This window comes from Desulfitobacterium sp. PCE1 (assembly GCF_000384015.1).
In the GTDB taxonomy this organism is placed as follows: Bacteria; Bacillota; Desulfitobacteriia; order Desulfitobacteriales; family Desulfitobacteriaceae; genus Desulfitobacterium; species Desulfitobacterium dehalogenans.
This window is the reverse complement of the sequence record NZ_KB913023.1, coordinates 3987958-4007550: the sequence shown is the minus strand read 5'-3', so window position 1 is coordinate 4007550 and position 19593 is coordinate 3987958. Positions and strand designations below refer to the sequence as shown.

The window sequence follows — 19593 nt, the reverse complement described above, 5'->3', positions numbered from 1 at the left end:
AAGGAGAACCATACTTAATGCATAAGAAAGGGCTTAAGGACATCGTGGTACGAGATAAACGTGTTTTTGTGCGGGTTGATTTTAACGTACCCATGGATGATCATGGCAATATTACCAACGACACGAGGATTCGGGCAGCTTTGCCTACCATTCAATACCTAATCGGCGAAGGGGCCAAAATTATTCTTGCCTCCCATTTAGGACGTCCTAAAGGAAAACCCGATCCGAAGTACTCCCTTGCTCCCGTAGCAAAACGCCTCAGTGAATTGCTCAATCGACCGGTATCCATTGCCCCGGATTGTATCGGTCCGGAAGTAGAAAAAGAAGTGGCCCAATTACATGAAGGTGAGGTCCTTCTCTTAGAAAACGTTCGTTATCACGAAGAGGAAGAAAAGAATGAGCCGGAGTTTGTTAAGCAATTAGCTCGCTTAGCCGAAGTGTATGTTAATGATGCTTTTGGCACAGCTCACCGGGCTCATGCTTCCACAGAAGGAATCGCTCATCATATTCCCGGCGTGGCAGGCCTCCTTCTCCAAAAGGAAATCGAAAGCATGGGCAAGGCCTTGGAAGATGCGGAGCGGCCTTTTGTGGCCATTATTGGAGGAGCCAAGGTCAGTGATAAAATCGGTGTCATTGAGAACTTGCTCAATAAAGTCGATGCTCTTATCATTGGTGGTGGAATGGCCAATACCTTCCTGAAAGCTCAGGGATATGACCTGGGAAAATCTTTGGTGGAAGCAGATAAATTATCCTTAGCTCAAGAGATTCTTGATAAAGCGCAGGAACTTAAAGTAGACATTCTTTTGCCTCAAGATGTAGTGGCGGCAAAAGAATTTAAGGCCGATGCACCTTATCGGATTACCACCATCCAAGAGTTAACTGAGGACGAAATGGCCTTGGATATCGGACCGGAAAGCGCCGGCCTTTTCAGCGAAAGAATACAAAAGGCACGGACCATCGTGTGGAATGGCCCTATGGGTGTCTTTGAAATGGAACATTTCGCCAAAGGGACAGAGAAGGTTGCTCAGGCCGTGGCTCTATGCCCGGGCATGACTATAGTAGGCGGTGGAGATTCTGTGGCTGCCGTAGAAAAAATGGGTGTGGGGAATCAAATGAGCCATATCTCTACAGGAGGAGGAGCTTCTTTGAAGCTCTTAGAAGGGAAGACCCTACCCGGTGTAGCCGCACTTCAAACTATATAAACTATCTCATCTTGAAAGGAGCTCATTTAATGGCCAAACGACATCCTATTATCGCTGGAAATTGGAAGATGAATAAAAGCCTTCGTGAAGCTCAGGATTATGCGGTAAGGCTCTTAGGAATGCTTGGTGAACTTACTGAAATTGATGTTGTCGTGTGTGCTCCCTTTACAGCCTTAAGTGTTCTCAAGGATGAGCTGGAGGAGAGCGTCATTCATATTGGGGCTCAGGACATGTTCTACGCCCCTAATGGGGCCTATACCGGAGAGATTTCTGCCGCTATGCTGGTGGATGTTGCTTGCACCTATGTCATCCTCGGGCATTCGGAGCGCCGGGAAGTTCTCCGTGAAACAGATGAAGAGATTGCCAAAAAGGTGAAGGCAGCTCTCAAAGCAGGGCTTACCCCTATTCTCTGTGTGGGTGAAAACTTAGCCAACCGTGAAGAAGGAAAGGCCTTTGCTATCGTTCGCGGTCAGGTGGAAAAGGATCTCACTGATCTTTCAGCGGATGAATTGAAAAGAGTGGTCATTGCCTATGAGCCCATTTGGGCCATTGGAACGGGTAAAACCGCCTCCAGTGAAGATGCTCAAGAGATGTGCGCCATGATTCGCTCCACATTAGCCGGAATTGCCGGCGTGGTTGCCGATGAAATCAACATCCTCTATGGAGGGAGCGTTAAGGGCGACAATATCGGGGAACTCATGGAGCAACCGGATGTGGATGGAGCCCTTGTGGGCGGGGCCAGCCTTGAGCCTGAAGGATTTGCGCAACTGGTTCAGAATGCGGTGGCTGCCCTATGAAGCCCCTTTTATTAATGATTCTTGACGGATGGGGCCATAGTCCTCAGGCAGAGGGCAATGCCATAGCCAATGCCCAAAAGCCGAGCTTCAATACGCTGTTTGAGGAGTACCCCCATACCTTCATCGTTGCTTCAGGGGAAGAGGTAGGATTACCCCCAGGGCAAATGGGAAACTCGGAAGTCGGCCATTTAAATATTGGGGCGGGGCGGGTGGTGTATCAGGAATTCACCCGTATTTCCAAAGCCATACGGACCGGTGAGTTTGCCCAAAATACCGTATTGAAAGAAGCCATGGAACGGGTAAAGGATGGGCCCAACGCTCTGCACCTTATGGGATTGCTCTCAGACGGAGGGGTTCACTCACATAGTGAGCATCTTTTTGCCCTTTTAGATATGGCAAAAGCCATGGGGGTTAAAAAAGTATTTATCCATGCCCTTTTAGATGGCCGGGATGTGCTGCCTCAAAGTGCTAAGGTATTCATGACCAGACTCAATATTAAATGTAAGGAATTAGGCCTTGGCAAAGTCGCTACCGTAAGTGGCCGTTATTATACGATGGATCGGGATAAACGTTGGGAGCGGGTAGAAAAGGGTTACCGGGCCTTAGTCGATGGGGAAGGTTTGAAAGCACCTAACCCTTTGGCAGCGATTGAACAATCTTATGATATCAGAGTCACGGATGAGTTTGTAGCGCCTACGGTCATTGTGGATTCAGAAGGAAAGGCCGTTGGAACCCTCCAGGATGGAGATAGCTTCATCTTCTTTAACTTCCGTTCCGATCGTGCCCGGGAGATTTCTTATGCCCTCGTGAATGAGGAATTTACTGGCTTTGAGCGAGGAAAACCTTTGAATCTTCATTATGTGTGTATGACTGAATATGACGATACTCTGAAAGTTCCAGTGGCTTTTCCTGCTCAGAACTTAGACAATACCTTAGGGGAGGTTCTGGCAAAACATAAGAAGAAGCAGCTTCGTATCGCTGAGACAGAAAAATACGCCCATGTTACTTTCTTTTTTAACGGAGGGGTAGAGGATCCTTGTCCTGGCGAAACCCGTTGCCTTATTCCTTCTCCAAAAGTTGCTACCTATAATCTGAAGCCGGAAATGAGTGCCTATGAAATTACTGAGGAGCTCCTTAAACGCTTGGATACAGAGGATTATGACATTATCATTCTGAACTTTGCCAATTCGGATATGGTGGGTCATACCGGGGAATTTGGGGCTACCGTTAAAGCCATAGAAGCGGTGGATGAGTGTATTGGAAAAATCGTTCCCAAGATTTTAGAGCGCCAGGGAACTGTCATCATAACAGCTGATCATGGCAATGCTGAAGCTAAAGTGGACTTGGAAACAGGCCAACCTCTGACTGCCCATACTTCCAATCCGGTGCCTTTTATCTTGGTTAATGATGACCTTAAGGGCAAAACCTTGCGGGAGGGAGGGGCTCTTCGGGATGTGGCTCCTACGGCCCTGGAGCTGATGAAAATTCCTAAGCCTCAGGAAATGACCGGAAAATCCTTGATTCTGTAATGATGGCTCTCTCCAGTATTTTGCTTTAGGCGTTCACTCTATAAGCTGCGCGGAGCAATCTAATCGCTCAAGACTTCCGCTACGTCAGGTCCACCTGCGCCGCTAAGCAGCTTTCTGTGGCATGGCGGCTTGGGCGAAACCCTCATCCGGCTTTCGTGCCCAAATCGCTCCTGCTCAATGGGCGGTTGGAAACGTCCTGTTTCCAACCTGACTCCGCTGCAGCCTTTCGCGAAGATTGCTTCCTGCTCGCTTAAAAGCCGTTCCCTGCCTGAAAGCAAAATCCTTGGGTTGTTTTTGGGGTCTTAGCGATGCGGATGCAGGATAAAGATCATTAAGCAAGTTTACGACAAGAATTTAGGTTGAATACTATATTTAGGAGGTTATACATATGAGTTATATCGACGAGATTTATGGACGTGAGATCCTGGATTCCCGTGGCAATCCTACTGTTGAGGTAGAAGTCGTTTTAGAAGATGGTTCCATGGGGCGGGCGGCTGTTCCCTCAGGTGCTTCCACAGGTGCGTTTGAAGCCGTTGAATTGAGAGATGGCGATAAAGGGCGTTTTCTGGGTAAAGGGGTTCTTAAAGCCGTAGAACATGTTAATAAAGTGATCGCCCCGGAACTGGAAGGATTAAACCCCTTTGACCAACCGGCTATTGACCGTGAACTCATTGCTCTTGATGGAACAGAGAACAAGGGTAAACTTGGAGCCAATGCCATTCTAGGAGTTTCTTTGGCTAACGCCAAAGCTGCAGCAGAATGCGTTGGACTTCCCCTTTATCAATACTTAGGGGGCGTTAACGCCAAGGAGCTCCCTGTTCCGATGATGAACATCTTAAACGGCGGTCAGCATGCCGATAATAACGTGGATATTCAAGAATTTATGATTATGCCTGTAGGTGCTAAAAGCTTTACTGAAGCTCTGCAAATGGGAACAGAAGTATATCATAGCTTGAAGGCAGTTCTTAAGGAAAAGTCTCTTGCGACTGCCATTGGCGATGAGGGAGGATTTGCCCCCAGCTTGGAATCCAATGCCGATGCACTGCTGGCTATTATGGATGCCATTCAACGTGCAGGTTACACGCCTGGAAAAGATATCGCTCTGGCCCTGGATGTAGCAGCCACGGAGCTTTATAAAGATGGAAAATATCATCTTGAAGGGGAAGGACTAACCAAGACTTCTGATGAAATGATTGCCTATTATGAAGATCTGGTTGAAAAGTACCCTATCGTTTCCATCGAGGACGGGTTGTCTGAAGAAGACTGGGAAGGATGGAAAAAGCTTACTGAAAAACTTGGAAGCAAGATTCAACTGGTGGGAGATGATCTGTTTGTCACCAATCCTGCCCGCTTGGCACGGGGTATTAAGGAAAAATGCGCCAATTCCATCTTAATTAAACTCAATCAGATCGGGACCCTTACTGAAACCCTGGATGCCATCGAAATGGCCAAACGTGCTGGATACACAACGGTTATTTCACATCGCTCCGGGGAAACAGAGGATGTGACTATGGCTCATGTAGCCGTCGCTGTCAATGCAGGACAGATTAAAACAGGTGCGCCCGCACGGACAGAACGTGTAGCAAAATATAATGAACTTCTTCGCATCGAAGAAGAACTTGGGGAAACCGGAGTTTATCGCGGCCATGAGGCATTGGGCCGTTGATGGTTCCATATTGACAGTTGACTTATCTACTCTTGCCTTTTGTCAAATTTTTGTGCTAAAATAGCGGTACTGACTAAATCATAAGGAATGACCGCCACGAGAGAAGTGGCGGTTTACCTGATATAGGCAGGATACTGCTTCCGACTGATTTTTAATATATTTAGGGGGTGAATAGGTATGGTTATTTTTCTAACCGTTATATTAGTCCTTAGCTCCTTGGGTCTGATCGCAACGGTTTTACTTCAATCCGGCGTGAGTGCAGGTTTGGGGGCTATTGGTGGCGCCAGTGAGTCCTTCTTTGGGAAGAAGAAGGGATTGGATGCTGTCCTTCAAAAAGTTAGTATTGCCTCAGCTGTGGTATTTTTGCTGAGTTCTCTGGGGGTAGCCTGGCTTATGAAATAAAGTCAGGTCCCCTTTTTCCCTTTATTCAGCTTCCGTAAAAATAGAGCAATAACCGCAGAAAGCTAATCCTTTAAAAACAGAAGTTCTTATAACCTGCATAATTGAACCGGTAGGTTCACCTTCATCCATTACCTTACTAAAATCAATAATGAACAATCCTAGTATGTAGTTTTAATGGTGCCAAACGGGAACTGAATTAATATTTAGGGGGAAACTGGCTCATTACATAAATTTTCATTATTTAGGGGGGTTTTTGATAATGGATTTTGCTTCAATGCCTATATGGGCTGTCTTAGCAGGTCTTGTCGGGCTGGCATTTGCCTTTTACTTCGCAAGTAGTGTTTTAAAAGAAAGCCCAGGAAATGCTCGGATGCAGGAAATTTCTCTCGCGATTCAAGAGGGTGCCATGGCATTTCTCAATCGCCAGTACAAAACACTTATTCCTTTTGTAATCATCATCTTTATTATCCTGACTTTCTTAAAAAGCTGGCAAACTGCGGTATCTTTCCTTGTGGGAGCGCTGCTTTCCGCTGTGGCCGGCTATGTGGGTATGGGAATTACCACTCGTGCTAATGCCCGTACTACGGAAGCCGCCCGGACCAGCTTGAACAAGGCCTTAGGAGTATCCTTCCGTGCAGGGGCTGTTATGGGTCTTTCTGTTAACGGATTAGGTCTTATTGGGGTCGCTGCTCTTTTCTTATGGTTCCAAGATGCTGAAACCATCAACTCTTTTGCCTTTGGTGCCAGTGCTATTGCTTTGTTTGCTCGTGTCGGCGGTGGTATCTATACGAAAGCAGCCGATGTCGGTGCGGACTTGGTAGGTAAAGTTGAAGCCGGTATTCCTGAAGATGATCCTCGTAACCCTGCTGTTATCGCCGATAATGTGGGAGATAACGTAGGTGATACTGCCGGGATGGGAGCCGACCTTTTCGAATCCTATGCTGCTACCACCATTGCAGCTATGCTTATCGGTGCTGTAGCTTTCCAATCCGTAGGAAGCGGAGCTCCCGGACTTATGCTTCCCCTCATGATTGGGGTGGCTGGAATGCTTTCTTCGATTATTGCAAGCTTTTTTGTTCGTACCGGAGAAAATGCCAATCCACAAACTGCCTTGAACAAAGGGTTGTGGGGTACTAACTTATTAACAGCTATCGCTTCTTACGCTATCGTCCAATTGATGATCACTGAACCTGTGCGTGTAAGTGAAACCCTTACGCTAACTCCTAACAATATATTCATTGCGATTATTTGTGGATTAGTCGTTAATATTCTTATTGGTCTATTAACAGAGTACTATACGTCAAATCAGAAGGCTCCTTCCCAAGCAATTGCCAAAGCTTCTGAGACCGGTGCAGCCACCAATATTATTCAGGGTCTGGCTACCGGTATGAAGAGTACCGCTCTTCCTGTTATCGTCATTTGCGTTGCTACTTATGTTTCCTTTGCAGTCGCTGGAATCTTCGGTATTGCTATGGCTGCTATGGCTATGCTTTCTACTGCAGGGATGGTCGTGGCCATCGACTCCTTCGGACCGGTTGCAGATAATGCCGGCGGTATTGCTGAAATGGCCGAATTAGAGCCCGAGGTCCGTAAAACCACGGATAAACTCGACTCTGTAGGGAACACCACTGCCGCTGTGGCTAAAGGATTTGCTATCGGTTCCGCAGCCTTGACCGCCTTAGCTCTCTTTAATGCTTACTCTGAGCTTGCGCATCTTGATCGTATCGATATTCTCGTACCCACCACGATTATCGGTCTCTTCATCGGAGCCGCGCTACCCTTCCTCTTCTCTGCTTTTGCTATGGAAGCTGTAGGTAAAGCTGCTTTCGAAATGATTGGTGAAGTCCGTCGCCAATTCCGTGAGATTCCTGGTCTTATGGAAGGAAAGGCTAAACCGGATTATCGCGCTTGCGTGGATATCTCCACTAAAGCTGCTATTCGTCAAATGATTGTTCCTGGACTCTTAGCCATAGGCTCTCCGATCCTGGTAGGGTTTTTACTTGGTAAGGATGCTTTAGGTGGAATGCTTGCCGGTGGAACAGTTTCCGGATTGCTCATGGCAATCTTCATGGCTAACGCTGGTGGAGCTTGGGACAATGCCAAGAAGTATGTTGAAGCTGGAAATCTCGGCGGTAAAGGAACTCCGACCCATGCCGCTGCTGTCATCGGGGACACCGTAGGCGACCCCTTCAAGGATACGGCTGGCCCGTCCTTAAACGCCTTGATCAAAGTTATGGGTACCATTTCCCTGATTATCGCTCCATTTTTGATTTAGTAGATTAGATTATCCAGGAAGAGAGTATCGCTGACTACCTTTTAAAGTAATCAGCGATGCTCCTTTTTCATATCCCTAGTCCAAGGTCTTGAGCAGTTTGAACAGCACTGCATTAAGCCAGCTGCTTACCCTACTGGAAGAAAGCGAGAGTTTATGCTATACTTATGATCTAAAGTTTTACTGTATGTAAACGGGAATCTGGGAGGAGGAGCCTTGTGGCATCTGAAGGAATTAAAGTTATCTCCGACAACCGAAAAGCCTATCATGATTATTTTGTAGAGGAGAAGCTGGAAGCCGGGATTATCCTCACAGGAACCGAGATTAAATCCATTCGTAATGGACGTGTCAACCTCAAGGACAGCTATGCCCGGATTGAAAACGGTGAGGTTTGGCTTTATCAGCTGCATATTAGCCCATACGAGCAAGGAAACCGTTTTAATCATGATCCCTTGCGCAAGCGCAAACTCCTTCTTAATCGTTCAGAGATCATTAAGCTTATCGGGAAAGTGCAACAACAGGGACTGACCCTGATTCCCACCAAGATTTACCTTAAACATGGCCTGGCTAAAATCGAACTCGGGGTTTGCCGAGGGAAAAAGAATTATGATAAACGCCAAGATATTGCCGAGCGGGATGCCAAACGTGAGATTGAGCGTCACTTCCGGGATCAAGGCAAAAACTATTGACCTGACTAAAAAAACCAAAGGGTACTCCTTTTTGAAGGGAGTATCCTTTGGTTTTTCTTACATGGAGCAATGACCCTTCAGATCCTCCGCTTAAGCTTGCGGGGGATCGTACATGTCATTGGTCATCGTTCCCACGATCCGGATATCTCTCTTTCCGATCAGCTCACCGCTGGGGGAAAGAAAGATATTCTTTTCGATGATCGTATCCATGGCGGCTTCGATTTCGCCTTTAGTCAAGTCCGGCCTTGGATCATCCAGGCTGAAGGAAAAGGCTTTGTTTCCGGTTGTGTTAAAGGTCAGCCGCAGAACCGTTTTGCTTATGATTGCCATCGCAGCACCTCCTTTCCGGTTAATGCTTTCAGGAATTACTCGTCTATCAAATCATAATTTTTTCTGAGGATCGTCTGAATCACCAGACGTTCGCTCAGACCGAATAAAGCTGCCGCCACATCATAAATATCTTGGTCCGTGGCCTCAGCTTTGACGTTGTTCAGGCTTTTTTGCCTGATGATCGGGGAACCGGAGGGGGTTTCACCCACCTGATATCTTATCACTACAGTTGAGCTCAATGGATGAGCTACTACAGCCATATGCATCACCCTCCTTTCCGCTGTATTGACCGACCGGGAGACCCCGTCCTGTCCTATCTTATGGGCTTGTTCATCCAGAGGTGACAGAAGCAACGACTATCGTGGTTAAGGGAATGTATATTCTTGGAGTTCCTTGTCAGGTTTGTCACACTTAAGACCTTGATCACATAGTCTATGAGTAAATCAATCAAAAAGGACGGGAATTCCCGATTAAAGGCAGGGAACCATCATGGGGGATGTGAGCACAGAACGCACGCCGCTTTTAATAGCAGCTGAAATCAATACGATGAAGCATCAGGTATGCAAAGTTCTTCTGTACAATGCCATCGAGATCGGCAGCCGCCTGGTGGAGGCCAAGGGTCTGCTCCCCTATGGTGAATGGGGCCGGTGGCTGGAAGAGTCAGTCAGTTACTCCCAGAAAACGGCGGGCAACCTGATCCGCCTGTTTGAGGAGTATGGGCCCCCACAGCCCGCCTCACCAGATTGGCAAGCGCTTTCCAAACTGAGCTACACTCAGGGGCTCATTCTGCTGGGGATCCCGGAGGAGGAACGGGCTCAGTTTATCACCGAGCTGGATCTGGAGAGCATGTCGACCCGGGAGCTGCAAAAGGCGGTTCAGGAACGGAACCGGGCTGCGGCGGAGCGGGATCAGGCTCTTCAGGAAAAGACAGAGCTACAGCAAACCCTGGCAGACCAGGAAGGCCAGATAACCCGGCTGAGCGGCGAACGGGACAACCTGATAACCAAAGTGGAAGAGCTGAATCAAGCCAAAGCGAAGAGCGAGGCCAGAGCCGAGAAATTGAGCATGGACCTAAAAAACCTTAAGCAGGATACTTCCGCCCAAGCCATCGACCGGATGAGCAACAGGCTTGATCAGGCTTACCACAAGAGCAAAGCCAATAAAATCGCCTTTTTATACGAGAGCCTTGACCGGAACTTCAGGGAGCTTTTGTGGGAGCTGAAGGAATTTGCCAAGCAGGAGCCCGACACATATAAAGTCTACAAAGATAAGATCATAAATTTTTTAGCTGAGGGCTTAAAAGCGAAAATGTAGAATGAAAGTCCCTTTATCCGAATGATATACTATACGGATAAAGGGGCTTTTTCATATTGAAGGGGCACGCTGACGGTGAACCGGCAAAGGTATAAAAGAAACTATGCACATAGCAGGGACAGAGGGTAATTCTATGGTAAACTTATACTAAGAATATTGGGAAAATTCGCAACAATGGGTTGTAGATTCACGGCAGACTCCCATGTTGTTAAGGTTGGCATCACCAGAGTAAAAAAACAGGCTCAACATATACTGAAAGGATGTTTAAAGATGATTGAACAAGTATACCCAGATATTTTTAAAATTCAAATTCCACTGCCTAATAACCCTTTAAAGGCAACCAATGCCTATTTAGTCAAAGGAGATGAGCGGAACCTCCTTATTGACACCGGCTTTAATCGTTCCGAATGCAGGGAGGCTATGGATCAAGCTATAGAGGAGCTTGGTATTGCGATGGAAAACACGGATATCTTCATAACTCATATTCATGGCGATCATTCGGGCCTGGCCGGTTACTTATCCCGTCCGACCAACACAGTCTATAGTGGCAGGTATTGTGCCCAATCTTTGCAGGGCTATGCAGAGGAAGGGTTACAAGGCTTCTTTGATGATTTGATCAGTCAAAGCGGATTGCCCCAGATCAGTATATCCGCCCACCCTGGGTATACCTATGCCAGTGACATCGTGGAAAGTGTAGCCATTGTCCAGGATGGGGATATTCTCCAAGTTGGCGAATTCCGCTTTCAGTGTATTGAGACCTCGGGTCACGCCCCGGATCATGTTTGCCTTTATGATGCGGAACGAAAAATCCTGTTTTCCGGGGATCATATCTTAGGAAAAATCACTCCCAATAATACGATTTGGGCGCCGCCGGCAACCATCACCAGAGATTACCTCGGTGAATACCTAAAGAGCTTGGATAAAATTGCCGGTCTTGATCTAAAGGTGGTTTTCCCTGCCCATCGTTATGTTCTTGAGGATGGATATACAAGGATAGAAGAGCTTAAATCTCATCATCAGCGGCGGCTGGAAAATATCCTGACGATATTGGGCAATGGGAGTTTGTCGGGAGCCCAAGTAGCCAGTCAAATGCAATGGGATTTATCCATTAAGTCCTGGGAAGACTTCCCGCCGGCCCAAAAAATATTTGCGACCGGGGAAGCTCTGGCCCACCTGACCCATCTGGTTTTTCAAAAGGTTGTGGTTAAGGACTTAAAGGATGGAGTAGTCTATTATTCAAGGGTATAGAAGACTATTTTCGATTACGGACACCGCCTTTTTGCGAAAGGCGGTCTTTCTATTTTTTCATGCTGTGCGGTGGGCAATTTCCTTGCCGCCAGCCATGGTTTTTTCCTGGCGGCTTCCATAAATCCTCACTGACATATGCTATAATATAGAAATGAATGCAAAAAGAGGGGAAATGAGATGGGTTTGTACAGAAAAATAACGATTGTTAAAATAGCGATTGTTTTTCTGCTGGTAGCTATAGTTTTTTGGGGCGCTCGTTCTTCCCAAAAAGAGCTCAATAATGCTTTCGCTGTCCCATCAGGTAGTGAAAATGGGTTCACTATTTTGTCAAGTAGTGAAAATGAGGACTTAGAGCCGATGCTACGCGAGTTTGCCCGGAAAAATAAAATAGACTTGAGATTTGAGTATGCGGGCTCAGTAACTATACCTGATATGATCAAATCATCGCCCCAGGATTATGATGCCGTATGGTCCGCAAGCAGTATTTGGAATGCGTCAATCCCAAGCAATCTTCTGAAAAACTCCAAGTCCATATTCGTTAACCCCGTCATCTTTGCGGTCAAGGAAAGCAGATATAAAGCCTTGGGATTCAGTAGGGATACTGTTGTCAATGACTTGGTGGAGGCGATTGAAGCAGGAAATTTAAAGTTTATGATGCCTTCAGTCACGAAAACAAACAGCGGAGCATCGGCTTACATAGCCTTTTTAAACGGCCTGGCGGGTAATCCTCTGGTGTTGACAAAGGAAGACTTAACATTACCGGCTCTTCAGGAAAGAGTAGAGAAGATCTTTAAAAGAGTGGTGAAAAATTACGGCGGTGATGAGCATTTAATCGACATATTCCAGGCAGGGGAATACGATGCCCTTGTAAGCTACGAATCGTCCCTTATCGAGCTGAACAAGCAGCTGATCGCCAGCAATAAAGAGCCTTTGCGGTTTATCTATCCCTCGGACGGAGTCTCTGTTTCAGACAGCCCCTTTGCCTATATAGACAATAATGACAGTGAGAAACTGGAGATATTTTATAAGCTGCAGAATTTCTTGTTATCCGTGGATACCCAGCAAAAGCTTGAAGGGTTGGGGAGAAGAACCACCTACGGAGGTCAGGTATCCAACGTTGAGGTGTTTAAAGAGTCTTACGGAATTGACGGAACTGCTTATTTGTCCCCTATTAAATATCCAGCGGGTCCTGTGCTTAAAACGGCCCTGGCCCTTTACCTTGATATGTCCCGAAAGCCGGCTGCCGTCGCTTTCTGCCTGGATCTTTCAGAAGGTATGGAAGGGAGGTCCAATAAGCAGCTTGTTGCGGCCATGGAGAAGATATTAATCCGTGAACTAGCCGTAGAGGAGATGATCCAGTTTTCTGAAAAGGATAAGATATTTGTTATTCCCTTTGGTTATGCTCCTGAAAAGGTTTATTCAATTCAATCTGTCGCGGATACGGAATCCTTGATTTCCGGGATAAAGGGTGTCACTAAAGGATTTAGAGCGGATATATGCAAACCAGTGGAGTTCGCTATTAAGATATTAAATGATGTTGATTCTGAAATCTATACAAAATCGATCGTCCTGATAACCAACGGTCTATCCCGTGATGGCAGGTTCAGTTCTGATATATCCTATGATATCCCAGTATTTTCAATTGTGTCAAATTCCCGAATTCCGAAACAGCTGGATGAAATCAGCAGGCTCACGGGGGGCAAGGTATTTGATGAGGACACGGATATTATTAACGCCTTTAAGGAGATAAGAGGATATAATTAGGGGAGATTGCTATGAAAGAAATATTCATTGGTGTTGCAGCGGCTGCAGCATCCCTTGCCGTCTGGCTGATCGGCGGCAATATTGTAATATCTGCCTTATGCAGTGCAGCCTGCCTGCTAATAGCTGTGCTGACCATTAAGGCTCTGCAAAAGGAAAAGAACATAGGAATTGAAGTAAAAGGCGATGAGGGGGCCTATGGTAAGGTTTATCAATCGATTCTTGATCACAGCTCCGCTATCGCACAGTATATGGACAAATTGCAAGAGCTGAACATGGAGAAGGACATCATCGGTATGTTGTCCTCAATCCATAAAACCTGCCTGAAAATAGCTGAGGCCCTGGAGGAGGACAATTCGCTGTACACGAAGCTGAATGATTTCTCCTTATATTATCTGCCAGGGCTGATTAATATTTTAAATACCTATGAGAATTTGGCTGAAGGCTCATTTAAAACAGAGGAAGCCCAGAAATTTGCTGCAGAATTTTCCCTCTTTTTGCCGCAAATAGCGGACGCTCTCCATAAAAAGTATTACAGTCTGTTCTCTAAGGATGTGTTGGACAGCAAGGCTGAAATGATTGCCATGACGGCTGTATTTAAATCAGAAGGACTTATAGACAATCAGGATTTTAGGGGAGGAGGTTCATAAATGAAAAAAATATTGACCGCTGTTGCAGCTTTTATCGTCGTGATTATTATTGGAATCTCTGCCTCATTCATGACTGAGCAGAAGGACACATCCATAACGGTTACCGGAGCGGTAGGTGGCGGTAAAGAGGACTTTCTGGCGGATCCGGAGATCCTGGGGATCTTGCATGATAAATACAATATCAACCTGAGGGTTGACGACTGGAGCAACGACGCCCTCATTAAGGACACACTCACAACCAAGGATAATCAAGGCTATGACTTTGTTTTTTTCAGCGATGAAAGTTTTTATGATTACTATAGAAAACCTGCCGCAGAACGCGAAGCCCCCCGGCTGAAAATCCTTAAATCCCGAATCGCCTTATCCACGCCCATCGTGGTTTACAGCTGGGACAGCATCTGCGATGTACTCATGTCCAGAGGCATTGTTAAACGATCAGGAGATACTTATTATATTACCGATATGTCCGCCATGCTGTCCTATATCGAAAAGAACACCAAATGGTCGGATATAGGCATCGAAGATATTTACGGCAAGATTGAGATTGCCAGCACTGATCCAGTAATCTCTTCACCGGGTGCAACGTATTACGGACTGCTGGCCTCGATTATGAACGAGGGGGATGTGGATGAAAGCAATATCGGCGAGGTTTTGCCCAAACTCAAGGATTTTTACAAGTTTTCGGGCTTTATGAACAAGACTCCCGCCGAGCTGTTTGATCTGTATCTCAGAATGGGGAAGGGCGCTTACCCCATGATCGTTGACTATGAAAAATCCATGATTGAATTTGCCCATAAAAACCCTGATGGCTTTACCAAGGTGAAAGATAAGATAAGGGTACTGTATCCCAGTCCAACCCTATGGAACTCTCACTGCATCATGAGCTTTACGGAAGGCGGCACAGTCTATGTGGATGCCTTGGCCGATCCGGAGATTCAAAAAATAGCCTGGGAAAAATACGGCTTCCGAACCGGCGTGGTCGGCGGGGAATATGACGTGAAGTCCGTGCCGGTACAGGGAATCCCCCAGGAAATAACCTCAGTAACCAAAGGGCTGCAAAAAGAAATTTACGATAAAATTATTGAGGCGCTTAAAAATTAATCGATAGGAAAGGGGCCTTGGATAACATGACAGAGATAAAGTTAGACTTCGGCAACGACGGGCAAGCATTACCGGCGAAAATCAAGGATGAGTCTGGCGGCGTCAGCCTGGCTTCCTTAACGGCTGAGGAGCAAAAGCAGGTTTTGGAATTTGTAGATAAAATCGATATTGGGGACAGCAACTCCATCGTTACCTATGGTTCCGGTGCCCAGACTAAGCTGGCCAAATTTGCAGATGATACTCTGGCCAATGTCAAAACCAAGGATTCAGGTGAGGCGGGCAAGCTGCTTACCGATTTGGTCGTAACCATCAAGAACTTTGATGCCACCGGTGAGAGCAAGGGCTTTTTAGGCAATCTGTTCGGAAAGGCCAAAACGGAAATTGACAGGCTGATTGCACGCTACAGCGATGTGGAAGTCAACATTGACAAGATAAGTAACATGCTGCAGGCTCATCGTCATACTATGCTTAAGGACATTGCCATGTACGATGAAATGTATAAAACGAATCTGGTGTACTTTAAAGAGTTGACCATGTATATCGTGGCGGGCAAAGAAAAAATTAAGGAAATGAATGAAAAAGTGCTGCCTGCACTTAGAGAGCGGGTTGCCCAATCAGGGGATGAGGCAGAGGCGCAAAAGCTGAATGATTTGGCCAATGCGGTAAACCGCTTTGAAAAGAAGGTCTATGACCTGCAGCTCAGCCGTCAGATATCCCTGCAGATGGGACCGCAGATCCGCCTGATTCAAAACAACGATGCTCAGCTGGCTGACAAAATACAGTCATCTATCGTCAATTCCATACCTCTGTGGAAAAACCAGATGGTTCTATCTCTGGGTCTGGCCAATGCCAAGGCCGCCCTTGAAGCTCAGACCAAGGTCACGGATATGACCAACGATCTTTTGAAGAAAAACTCCGAAATACTTAAAGCAGGCACTCTGGGTGTGGCTAAGGAAAGCGAAAGAGGAATTGTATCCATAGAAACCATAAAAAAGGTCAATCAGGATTTAATAGAAACCATTAGCGGCGTGCTGGACATTCAAAGAAAGGGCAAAGAGGAAAGATTGGCCGCTGAGTCGGAGCTGGCTTCGATAGAATCTGAACTTAAACAGACATTGATATCTATAAGACAGTAAACGGAATAGTTGCTTGATTTGGAGTTATTAGAGATAACCGCAAACCCTGACGAGGAGGCGGTTATTTCTGCTTTGTATTCCCAACAAAGAATGTTGCAAATCAATTATGATATTATGTTAAAAGAAATTCTATAAGTGAAAATATTAACAAAAATTAATAACTCATAATTTTTTGGAAATAGAATTAACATATTTAATTTGTTAGACTTTATACAAGGAGTAATAATATTTTCTTATAGTTGCTATGATTTACCACAATGAACTTGTATGAAAGTAAAGGAGGAAGGTGCTGTATGGGAAATATTCTTGAGGGTATTGTCAATCATAAAATTAACCGCAGGAATTTTCTAAAAGCCAGTGCTATTGGTGCAGCGAGCTTGACGTTGCCAGGCTGCAGCAGTAATACACTGACCAAAGCCGGAGCCGACGCAGCAATAGCTAACAACGAGGGTGAATGGATTACCGCAGGTTGTTGGCATAACTGTGGGGGACGGTGCTTAAACAAAGCCTATGTAGTTGATGGAGTTGTCGTCAGACAAAAAACAGATGATACACATCCAGACTCTCCTGATTATCCGCAGCAAAGAGGTTGTCACCGGGGGCGTTCCCAAAGACATCAAGTATTTGGGGCGGATCGAATTAAATATCCGATGAAGCGTAAGCATTGGGAGCCTGGCGGCGGCAACAAGGAGCTACGGGGAAAAGACGAATGGGTACGTATTTCTTGGGATGAAGCCTTGGATCTTGTCGCTGCTGAGTTAAAGCGGATTAAGGAAGAGCATGGAAATAAATCCATTCTTGGAACAAGCAGACTGCTGAATTTCTACGGCGGAGGCCTTGTAAGATGGGGTTCTTCTTCATCGGGTGCGTGGGGTGTGGTTCAAGAATGCATGACAGGCTTCTTCTCGTGGAAAGCCAACGACAGACCTGACTGGAGAAATGCTAAACTGATTGTTATGTGGGGAGCTAATCCTGCCCGATCCAACCTGGGCAATCCCACCTACAATTTATTGCAGGCAAAAAAGGCCGGAGCAAAGTTTATTTTTGTTGATCCGCAAGTATCACCCTCAGTAAAGACCTTAGCTGATAAATATATACCTTGCCGACCAGGCACAGATACTGCACTGCTTTTAGGAATGGCCTATCACATGATTGAACACAATCTGCAGGATCAGGATTTCCTTGATCGGTGTACTGTAGGATTTGATAAAGATCATATGCCTGAGGGGGCAGATCCCAAAGAGAATTTCAAAGATTATGTTTTAGGCACTTATGACGGGGTTCCCAAAACTCCTGAATGGGCTTCAAAAATCTGCGGAACGGATCCGCAACTGATTAGAGAGTTCGCGACTGAAGTTGCCACAACAAAACCGGTTATTTTCAACTCATCTTTTGCGCCTGCCCGCACCTATAGAGGCCAGCAATTCTGCCAAGCATTTTTAACAGTCGGCTGGATGACTGGAAACGTAGGAAAGCCAGGTTCCGGAGTATGGACTATGAACTATGCGGCAAATCAAGGATACGGTGGCAAAACTCTTGTCAAAGGCGGAGGCAGGGGCCTTCCCCCGGCCGTCAATCCGTTATTCCCGGATGCCACATACGGAGCATATGATGGCTACCGATGGGCAAACCCAACCAACCCCGATGCCAATGGAATGGCTTATTGTGAAACCTATGATGCTATATTAAAGGGCGAATATACCGGAACGGGAGGTAGAGGGAAAGTTCCTTGCGATATTCGTTTGATTTGGTTGGTTCGGGACGGCAGCGGATATAATTTCCTCAACCAATCCTCTGGAATCCATAAGGGAATTGAAGCATTCCGCAAAGTGGATTTTGTAGTGACCAATGATACTGTTCTCTCAAGTATCTCCAAATATGCTGATATTGTTCTCCCAGCAACCACAGAGTGGGAAAAAGAAGGGAAGATTTATCAAGGAAATCCAGAAGCTATCTTTATTAACCAAAAAGTGACGGAACCCCTTTATGAGGCAAAAACAGAAGAGTGGATGGATCGTGAACTAGCAAAACGCCTCGGGCTGAATCCGGATGAAATTTATCCGATCACTGAGAAACAGCAATTCTTTAACAGTCTCGCAGGAGCTGAAGTGATTGGTGGGGACGGGGAGACCTACGAGAGTCTGGTAACTATTACGGAAAAAGACATTCAAGAATGGGGAGTTCAGGGTAAACCGCAACAAGGAAAGATCGCCTTGAATGACTTGATGGCGCAGGGTGTTTACCAAGTAGAGAGAACTGCCGGTGATAGCTTAACTGTGATTCAAGGGGAAGATTTTGTTAAAGATCCTGCCGCTAATCCGCTCACAACCAAAAGCGGTAAGCTGGAAATCCACTGCCAACCTCTCTCTGATAAGATTGCATCTTATGGTTTGACCACGGTCCCGCCAATCGCCATGTATGAACCACCGCTAGATGGCTATGAAGATACTTTCGAAGATTGGCAAAGCAAAAAGAAAGGCAAATACCCCTTCCAGCTCGTTACCATACACTATGGAAGACGTTCCCACTCAGTATTCGATAACATTCCTCAGTTGAGAGAAGCCTATCCTCAGGACTTTGTGATGAACACAAGAGATGGGGAAGCACTTGGCCTTAAAGATGGGGATACCGTTTTAATTGAGAGTGAATATGGCAAATGCATTCGTCCCCTGACCCTCTCAGAGACATTGATGCCAGGTGTGGTAACCTTAGGAGAAGGTGCTTGGGTAGAAATGGATGAGGAAAAAGGAATTGATAAAGCAGGTGCAACAAACGTTCTTTGCGGAGCCCGGTTAAGCGGACAAGGGGAAGAGCCTTGGAATACTACTATTGTTAGAGTTGAGAAATACGCTGGTGAACCATTAAAACCGGATGCACAGTGGGCGCAAAGAATTATATTTTAGGAGGTGACACCTGATGGGACAATTAGGATTTTATTATGATATGGCTTCTTGTATGGGATGCAAAGCCTGTCAAATTGCCTGTAAAGATAGGAATGATCTCAAAGTAGGGGAACTATTCCGCAAAGTCTATGAATTTGAAGGTGGTACCTATCCCAATGTAGGGGGCTATTACCTTTCCATGGGGTGTAATCATTGTGCAGAAGCTAAATGTGTTAAAGGCTGTCCTACGGGGGCCATGCACTTTGATAAAGATGGTACAGTTCAACATGATAAAGAACTATGTATCGGCTGCAAATATTGTGTTTGGAACTGTCCATATAGTGTACCTCATTACTTCGAAGACAAAAATGTCGTAGGAAAGTGTGATTCCTGTAAAGAATTAAGAGATGCTGGACAGAACCCCGTTTGTGTGGATGCATGTATTATGCGTTGTTTGAAATTTGGAGATTTAGACCAAATGAAAGCAGAATACGGGGAGGATCTGGTCAAGGAGTTACCCATTCTTCCTTCGGCCACCAAAACCGATCCCTCCTTCTTAATCAAACCCAAAGCCGAAGCCCTAAAGCCCGGTTATAAGAAAGTGGGGGTGTAAT

16 protein-coding genes and 1 pseudogene are annotated in these 19593 nt (G+C 46.0%); 15 read left to right on the top strand and 2 right to left on the bottom strand.

The window, feature by feature from the left end; all coding sequences use genetic code 11:
- The first annotated feature begins 17 nt into the window (after positions 1–17).
- From pgk to smpB, 7 genes and pseudogenes are all read left to right on the top strand, one after another.
- On the top strand, positions 18–1202 hold the full coding sequence (pgk, locus tag DESPCE1_RS0119765) for a phosphoglycerate kinase (RefSeq protein ID WP_019851462.1): 1185 nt from the start codon (positions 18–20) through the stop codon (positions 1200–1202).
- 29 nt (positions 1203–1231) lie between these two features.
- Complete coding sequence (gene tpiA / locus DESPCE1_RS0119760) at positions 1232–1999, top strand: triose-phosphate isomerase (RefSeq protein ID WP_019851461.1); 768 nt, start codon at positions 1232–1234, stop codon at positions 1997–1999.
- Positions 2000–2058: 59 nt separating this feature from the next.
- A pseudogene (gene gpmI / locus DESPCE1_RS0119755) lies at positions 2059–3528 on the top strand (2,3-bisphosphoglycerate-independent phosphoglycerate mutase); the annotation flags it as partial.
- A 388-nt stretch (positions 3529–3916) separates the two neighbouring features.
- Positions 3917–5194, top strand: a complete 1278-nt coding sequence (eno, locus tag DESPCE1_RS0119750) for a phosphopyruvate hydratase (RefSeq protein ID WP_019851459.1) — start codon at positions 3917–3919, stop codon at positions 5192–5194.
- A 177-nt stretch (positions 5195–5371) separates the two neighbouring features.
- Positions 5372–5596 carry a preprotein translocase subunit SecG gene (gene secG, locus DESPCE1_RS0119745; RefSeq protein ID WP_014795762.1) on the top strand — a complete coding sequence of 75 codons (225 nt, stop codon included), beginning with the start codon at positions 5372–5374 and terminating at the stop codon, positions 5594–5596.
- 259 nt (positions 5597–5855) lie between these two features.
- Positions 5856–7871 (top strand): sodium-translocating pyrophosphatase, encoded by a 2016-nt coding sequence (locus DESPCE1_RS0119740; protein WP_014795761.1) that lies wholly within the window; start codon positions 5856–5858, stop codon positions 7869–7871.
- A gap of 215 nt (positions 7872–8086) precedes the next feature.
- A complete protein-coding gene (gene smpB, locus DESPCE1_RS0119735) occupies positions 8087–8557 on the top strand; it encodes an SsrA-binding protein SmpB (RefSeq protein ID WP_014795760.1) in 471 nt (156 codons plus the stop codon).
- A 90-nt stretch (positions 8558–8647) separates the two neighbouring features.
- On the opposite strand, the gene DESPCE1_RS0119730 is transcribed toward smpB, so the two are convergent.
- Positions 8648–8887 (bottom strand): DUF2922 domain-containing protein, encoded by a 240-nt coding sequence (locus DESPCE1_RS0119730; protein ID WP_014795759.1) that lies wholly within the window; start codon positions 8885–8887, stop codon positions 8648–8650.
- A gap of 35 nt (positions 8888–8922) precedes the next feature.
- Positions 8923–9147 (bottom strand): DUF1659 domain-containing protein, encoded by a 225-nt coding sequence (locus DESPCE1_RS0119725; protein WP_014795758.1) that lies wholly within the window; start codon positions 9145–9147, stop codon positions 8923–8925.
- A 229-nt stretch (positions 9148–9376) separates the two neighbouring features.
- Here DESPCE1_RS0119725 and DESPCE1_RS0119720 point away from each other — a divergent pair, with 229 nt between their 5' ends.
- The 8 genes from DESPCE1_RS0119720 to DESPCE1_RS0119685 all read left to right on the top strand — a co-directional run bounded on the left by DESPCE1_RS0119720 (position 9377) and on the right by DESPCE1_RS0119685 (position 19592).
- The gene (locus tag DESPCE1_RS0119720) at positions 9377–10201 is read left to right on the top strand and encodes a DUF3102 domain-containing protein (protein WP_014795757.1); all 825 of its coding nucleotides are present in this window, start codon (positions 9377–9379) and stop codon (positions 10199–10201) included.
- A gap of 270 nt (positions 10202–10471) precedes the next feature.
- Positions 10472–11449, top strand: coding sequence for an MBL fold metallo-hydrolase (locus tag DESPCE1_RS0119715; protein WP_019851458.1), 978 nt, complete (start codon positions 10472–10474; stop codon positions 11447–11449).
- A gap of 177 nt (positions 11450–11626) precedes the next feature.
- On the top strand, positions 11627–13213 hold the full coding sequence (locus DESPCE1_RS0119710) for a VWA domain-containing protein (RefSeq protein ID WP_019851457.1): 1587 nt from the start codon (positions 11627–11629) through the stop codon (positions 13211–13213).
- Positions 13214–13224: 11 nt separating this feature from the next.
- On the top strand, positions 13225–13860 hold the full coding sequence (locus DESPCE1_RS0119705) for a 5-bromo-4-chloroindolyl phosphate hydrolysis family protein (protein WP_019851456.1): 636 nt from the start codon (positions 13225–13227) through the stop codon (positions 13858–13860).
- Positions 13861–14961: a hypothetical protein gene (locus DESPCE1_RS0119700; protein WP_019851455.1), complete on the top strand. Its 1101-nt coding sequence runs from the start codon at positions 13861–13863 to the stop codon at positions 14959–14961. It abuts the gene before it with no gap.
- 26 nt (positions 14962–14987) lie between these two features.
- The gene (locus DESPCE1_RS0119695) at positions 14988–16097 is read left to right on the top strand and encodes a toxic anion resistance protein (protein WP_019851454.1); all 1110 of its coding nucleotides are present in this window, start codon (positions 14988–14990) and stop codon (positions 16095–16097) included.
- A 293-nt stretch (positions 16098–16390) separates the two neighbouring features.
- Positions 16391–19000 carry a molybdopterin-dependent oxidoreductase gene (locus DESPCE1_RS0119690; protein WP_019851453.1) on the top strand — a complete coding sequence of 870 codons (2610 nt, stop codon included), beginning with the start codon at positions 16391–16393 and terminating at the stop codon, positions 18998–19000.
- A 13-nt stretch (positions 19001–19013) separates the two neighbouring features.
- Entirely contained in the window at positions 19014–19592 is a 579-nt protein-coding gene (locus DESPCE1_RS0119685; RefSeq protein WP_014795750.1) for a 4Fe-4S dicluster domain-containing protein, read from the top strand.
- Position 19593: the final 1 nt, after the last annotated feature.

Bases quoted from the DNA above. Each gene is read 5' to 3' on its own strand.
- DESPCE1_RS0119710 (WP_019851457.1), top strand. From the start codon at position 11,627: ATGGGTTTGTACAGAAAAATAACGATTGTTAAAATAGCGATTGTTTTT.
- DESPCE1_RS0119720 (WP_014795757.1), top strand. From the start codon at position 9,377: ATGGGGGATGTGAGCACAGAACGCACGCCGCTTTTAATAGCAGCTGAA.
- DESPCE1_RS0119690 (WP_019851453.1), top strand. From the start codon at position 16,391: ATGGGAAATATTCTTGAGGGTATTGTCAATCATAAAATTAACCGCAGG.
- DESPCE1_RS0119705 (WP_019851456.1), top strand. From the start codon at position 13,225: ATGAAAGAAATATTCATTGGTGTTGCAGCGGCTGCAGCATCCCTTGCC.
- pgk (WP_019851462.1), top strand. From the start codon at position 18: ATGCATAAGAAAGGGCTTAAGGACATCGTGGTACGAGATAAACGTGTT.
- DESPCE1_RS0119685 (WP_014795750.1), top strand. From the start codon at position 19,014: ATGGGACAATTAGGATTTTATTATGATATGGCTTCTTGTATGGGATGC.
- DESPCE1_RS0119725 (WP_014795758.1), bottom strand. From the start codon at position 9,147: ATGGCTGTAGTAGCTCATCCATTGAGCTCAACTGTAGTGATAAGATAT.
- DESPCE1_RS0119715 (WP_019851458.1), top strand. From the start codon at position 10,472: ATGATTGAACAAGTATACCCAGATATTTTTAAAATTCAAATTCCACTG.
- eno (WP_019851459.1), top strand. From the start codon at position 3,917: ATGAGTTATATCGACGAGATTTATGGACGTGAGATCCTGGATTCCCGT.
- secG (WP_014795762.1), top strand. From the start codon at position 5,372: ATGGTTATTTTTCTAACCGTTATATTAGTCCTTAGCTCCTTGGGTCTG.
- DESPCE1_RS0119695 (WP_019851454.1), top strand. From the start codon at position 14,988: ATGACAGAGATAAAGTTAGACTTCGGCAACGACGGGCAAGCATTACCG.
- tpiA (WP_019851461.1), top strand. From the start codon at position 1,232: ATGGCCAAACGACATCCTATTATCGCTGGAAATTGGAAGATGAATAAA.
- DESPCE1_RS0119730 (WP_014795759.1), bottom strand. From the start codon at position 8,887: ATGGCAATCATAAGCAAAACGGTTCTGCGGCTGACCTTTAACACAACC.
- DESPCE1_RS0119740 (WP_014795761.1), top strand. From the start codon at position 5,856: ATGGATTTTGCTTCAATGCCTATATGGGCTGTCTTAGCAGGTCTTGTC.
- DESPCE1_RS0119700 (WP_019851455.1), top strand. From the start codon at position 13,861: ATGAAAAAAATATTGACCGCTGTTGCAGCTTTTATCGTCGTGATTATT.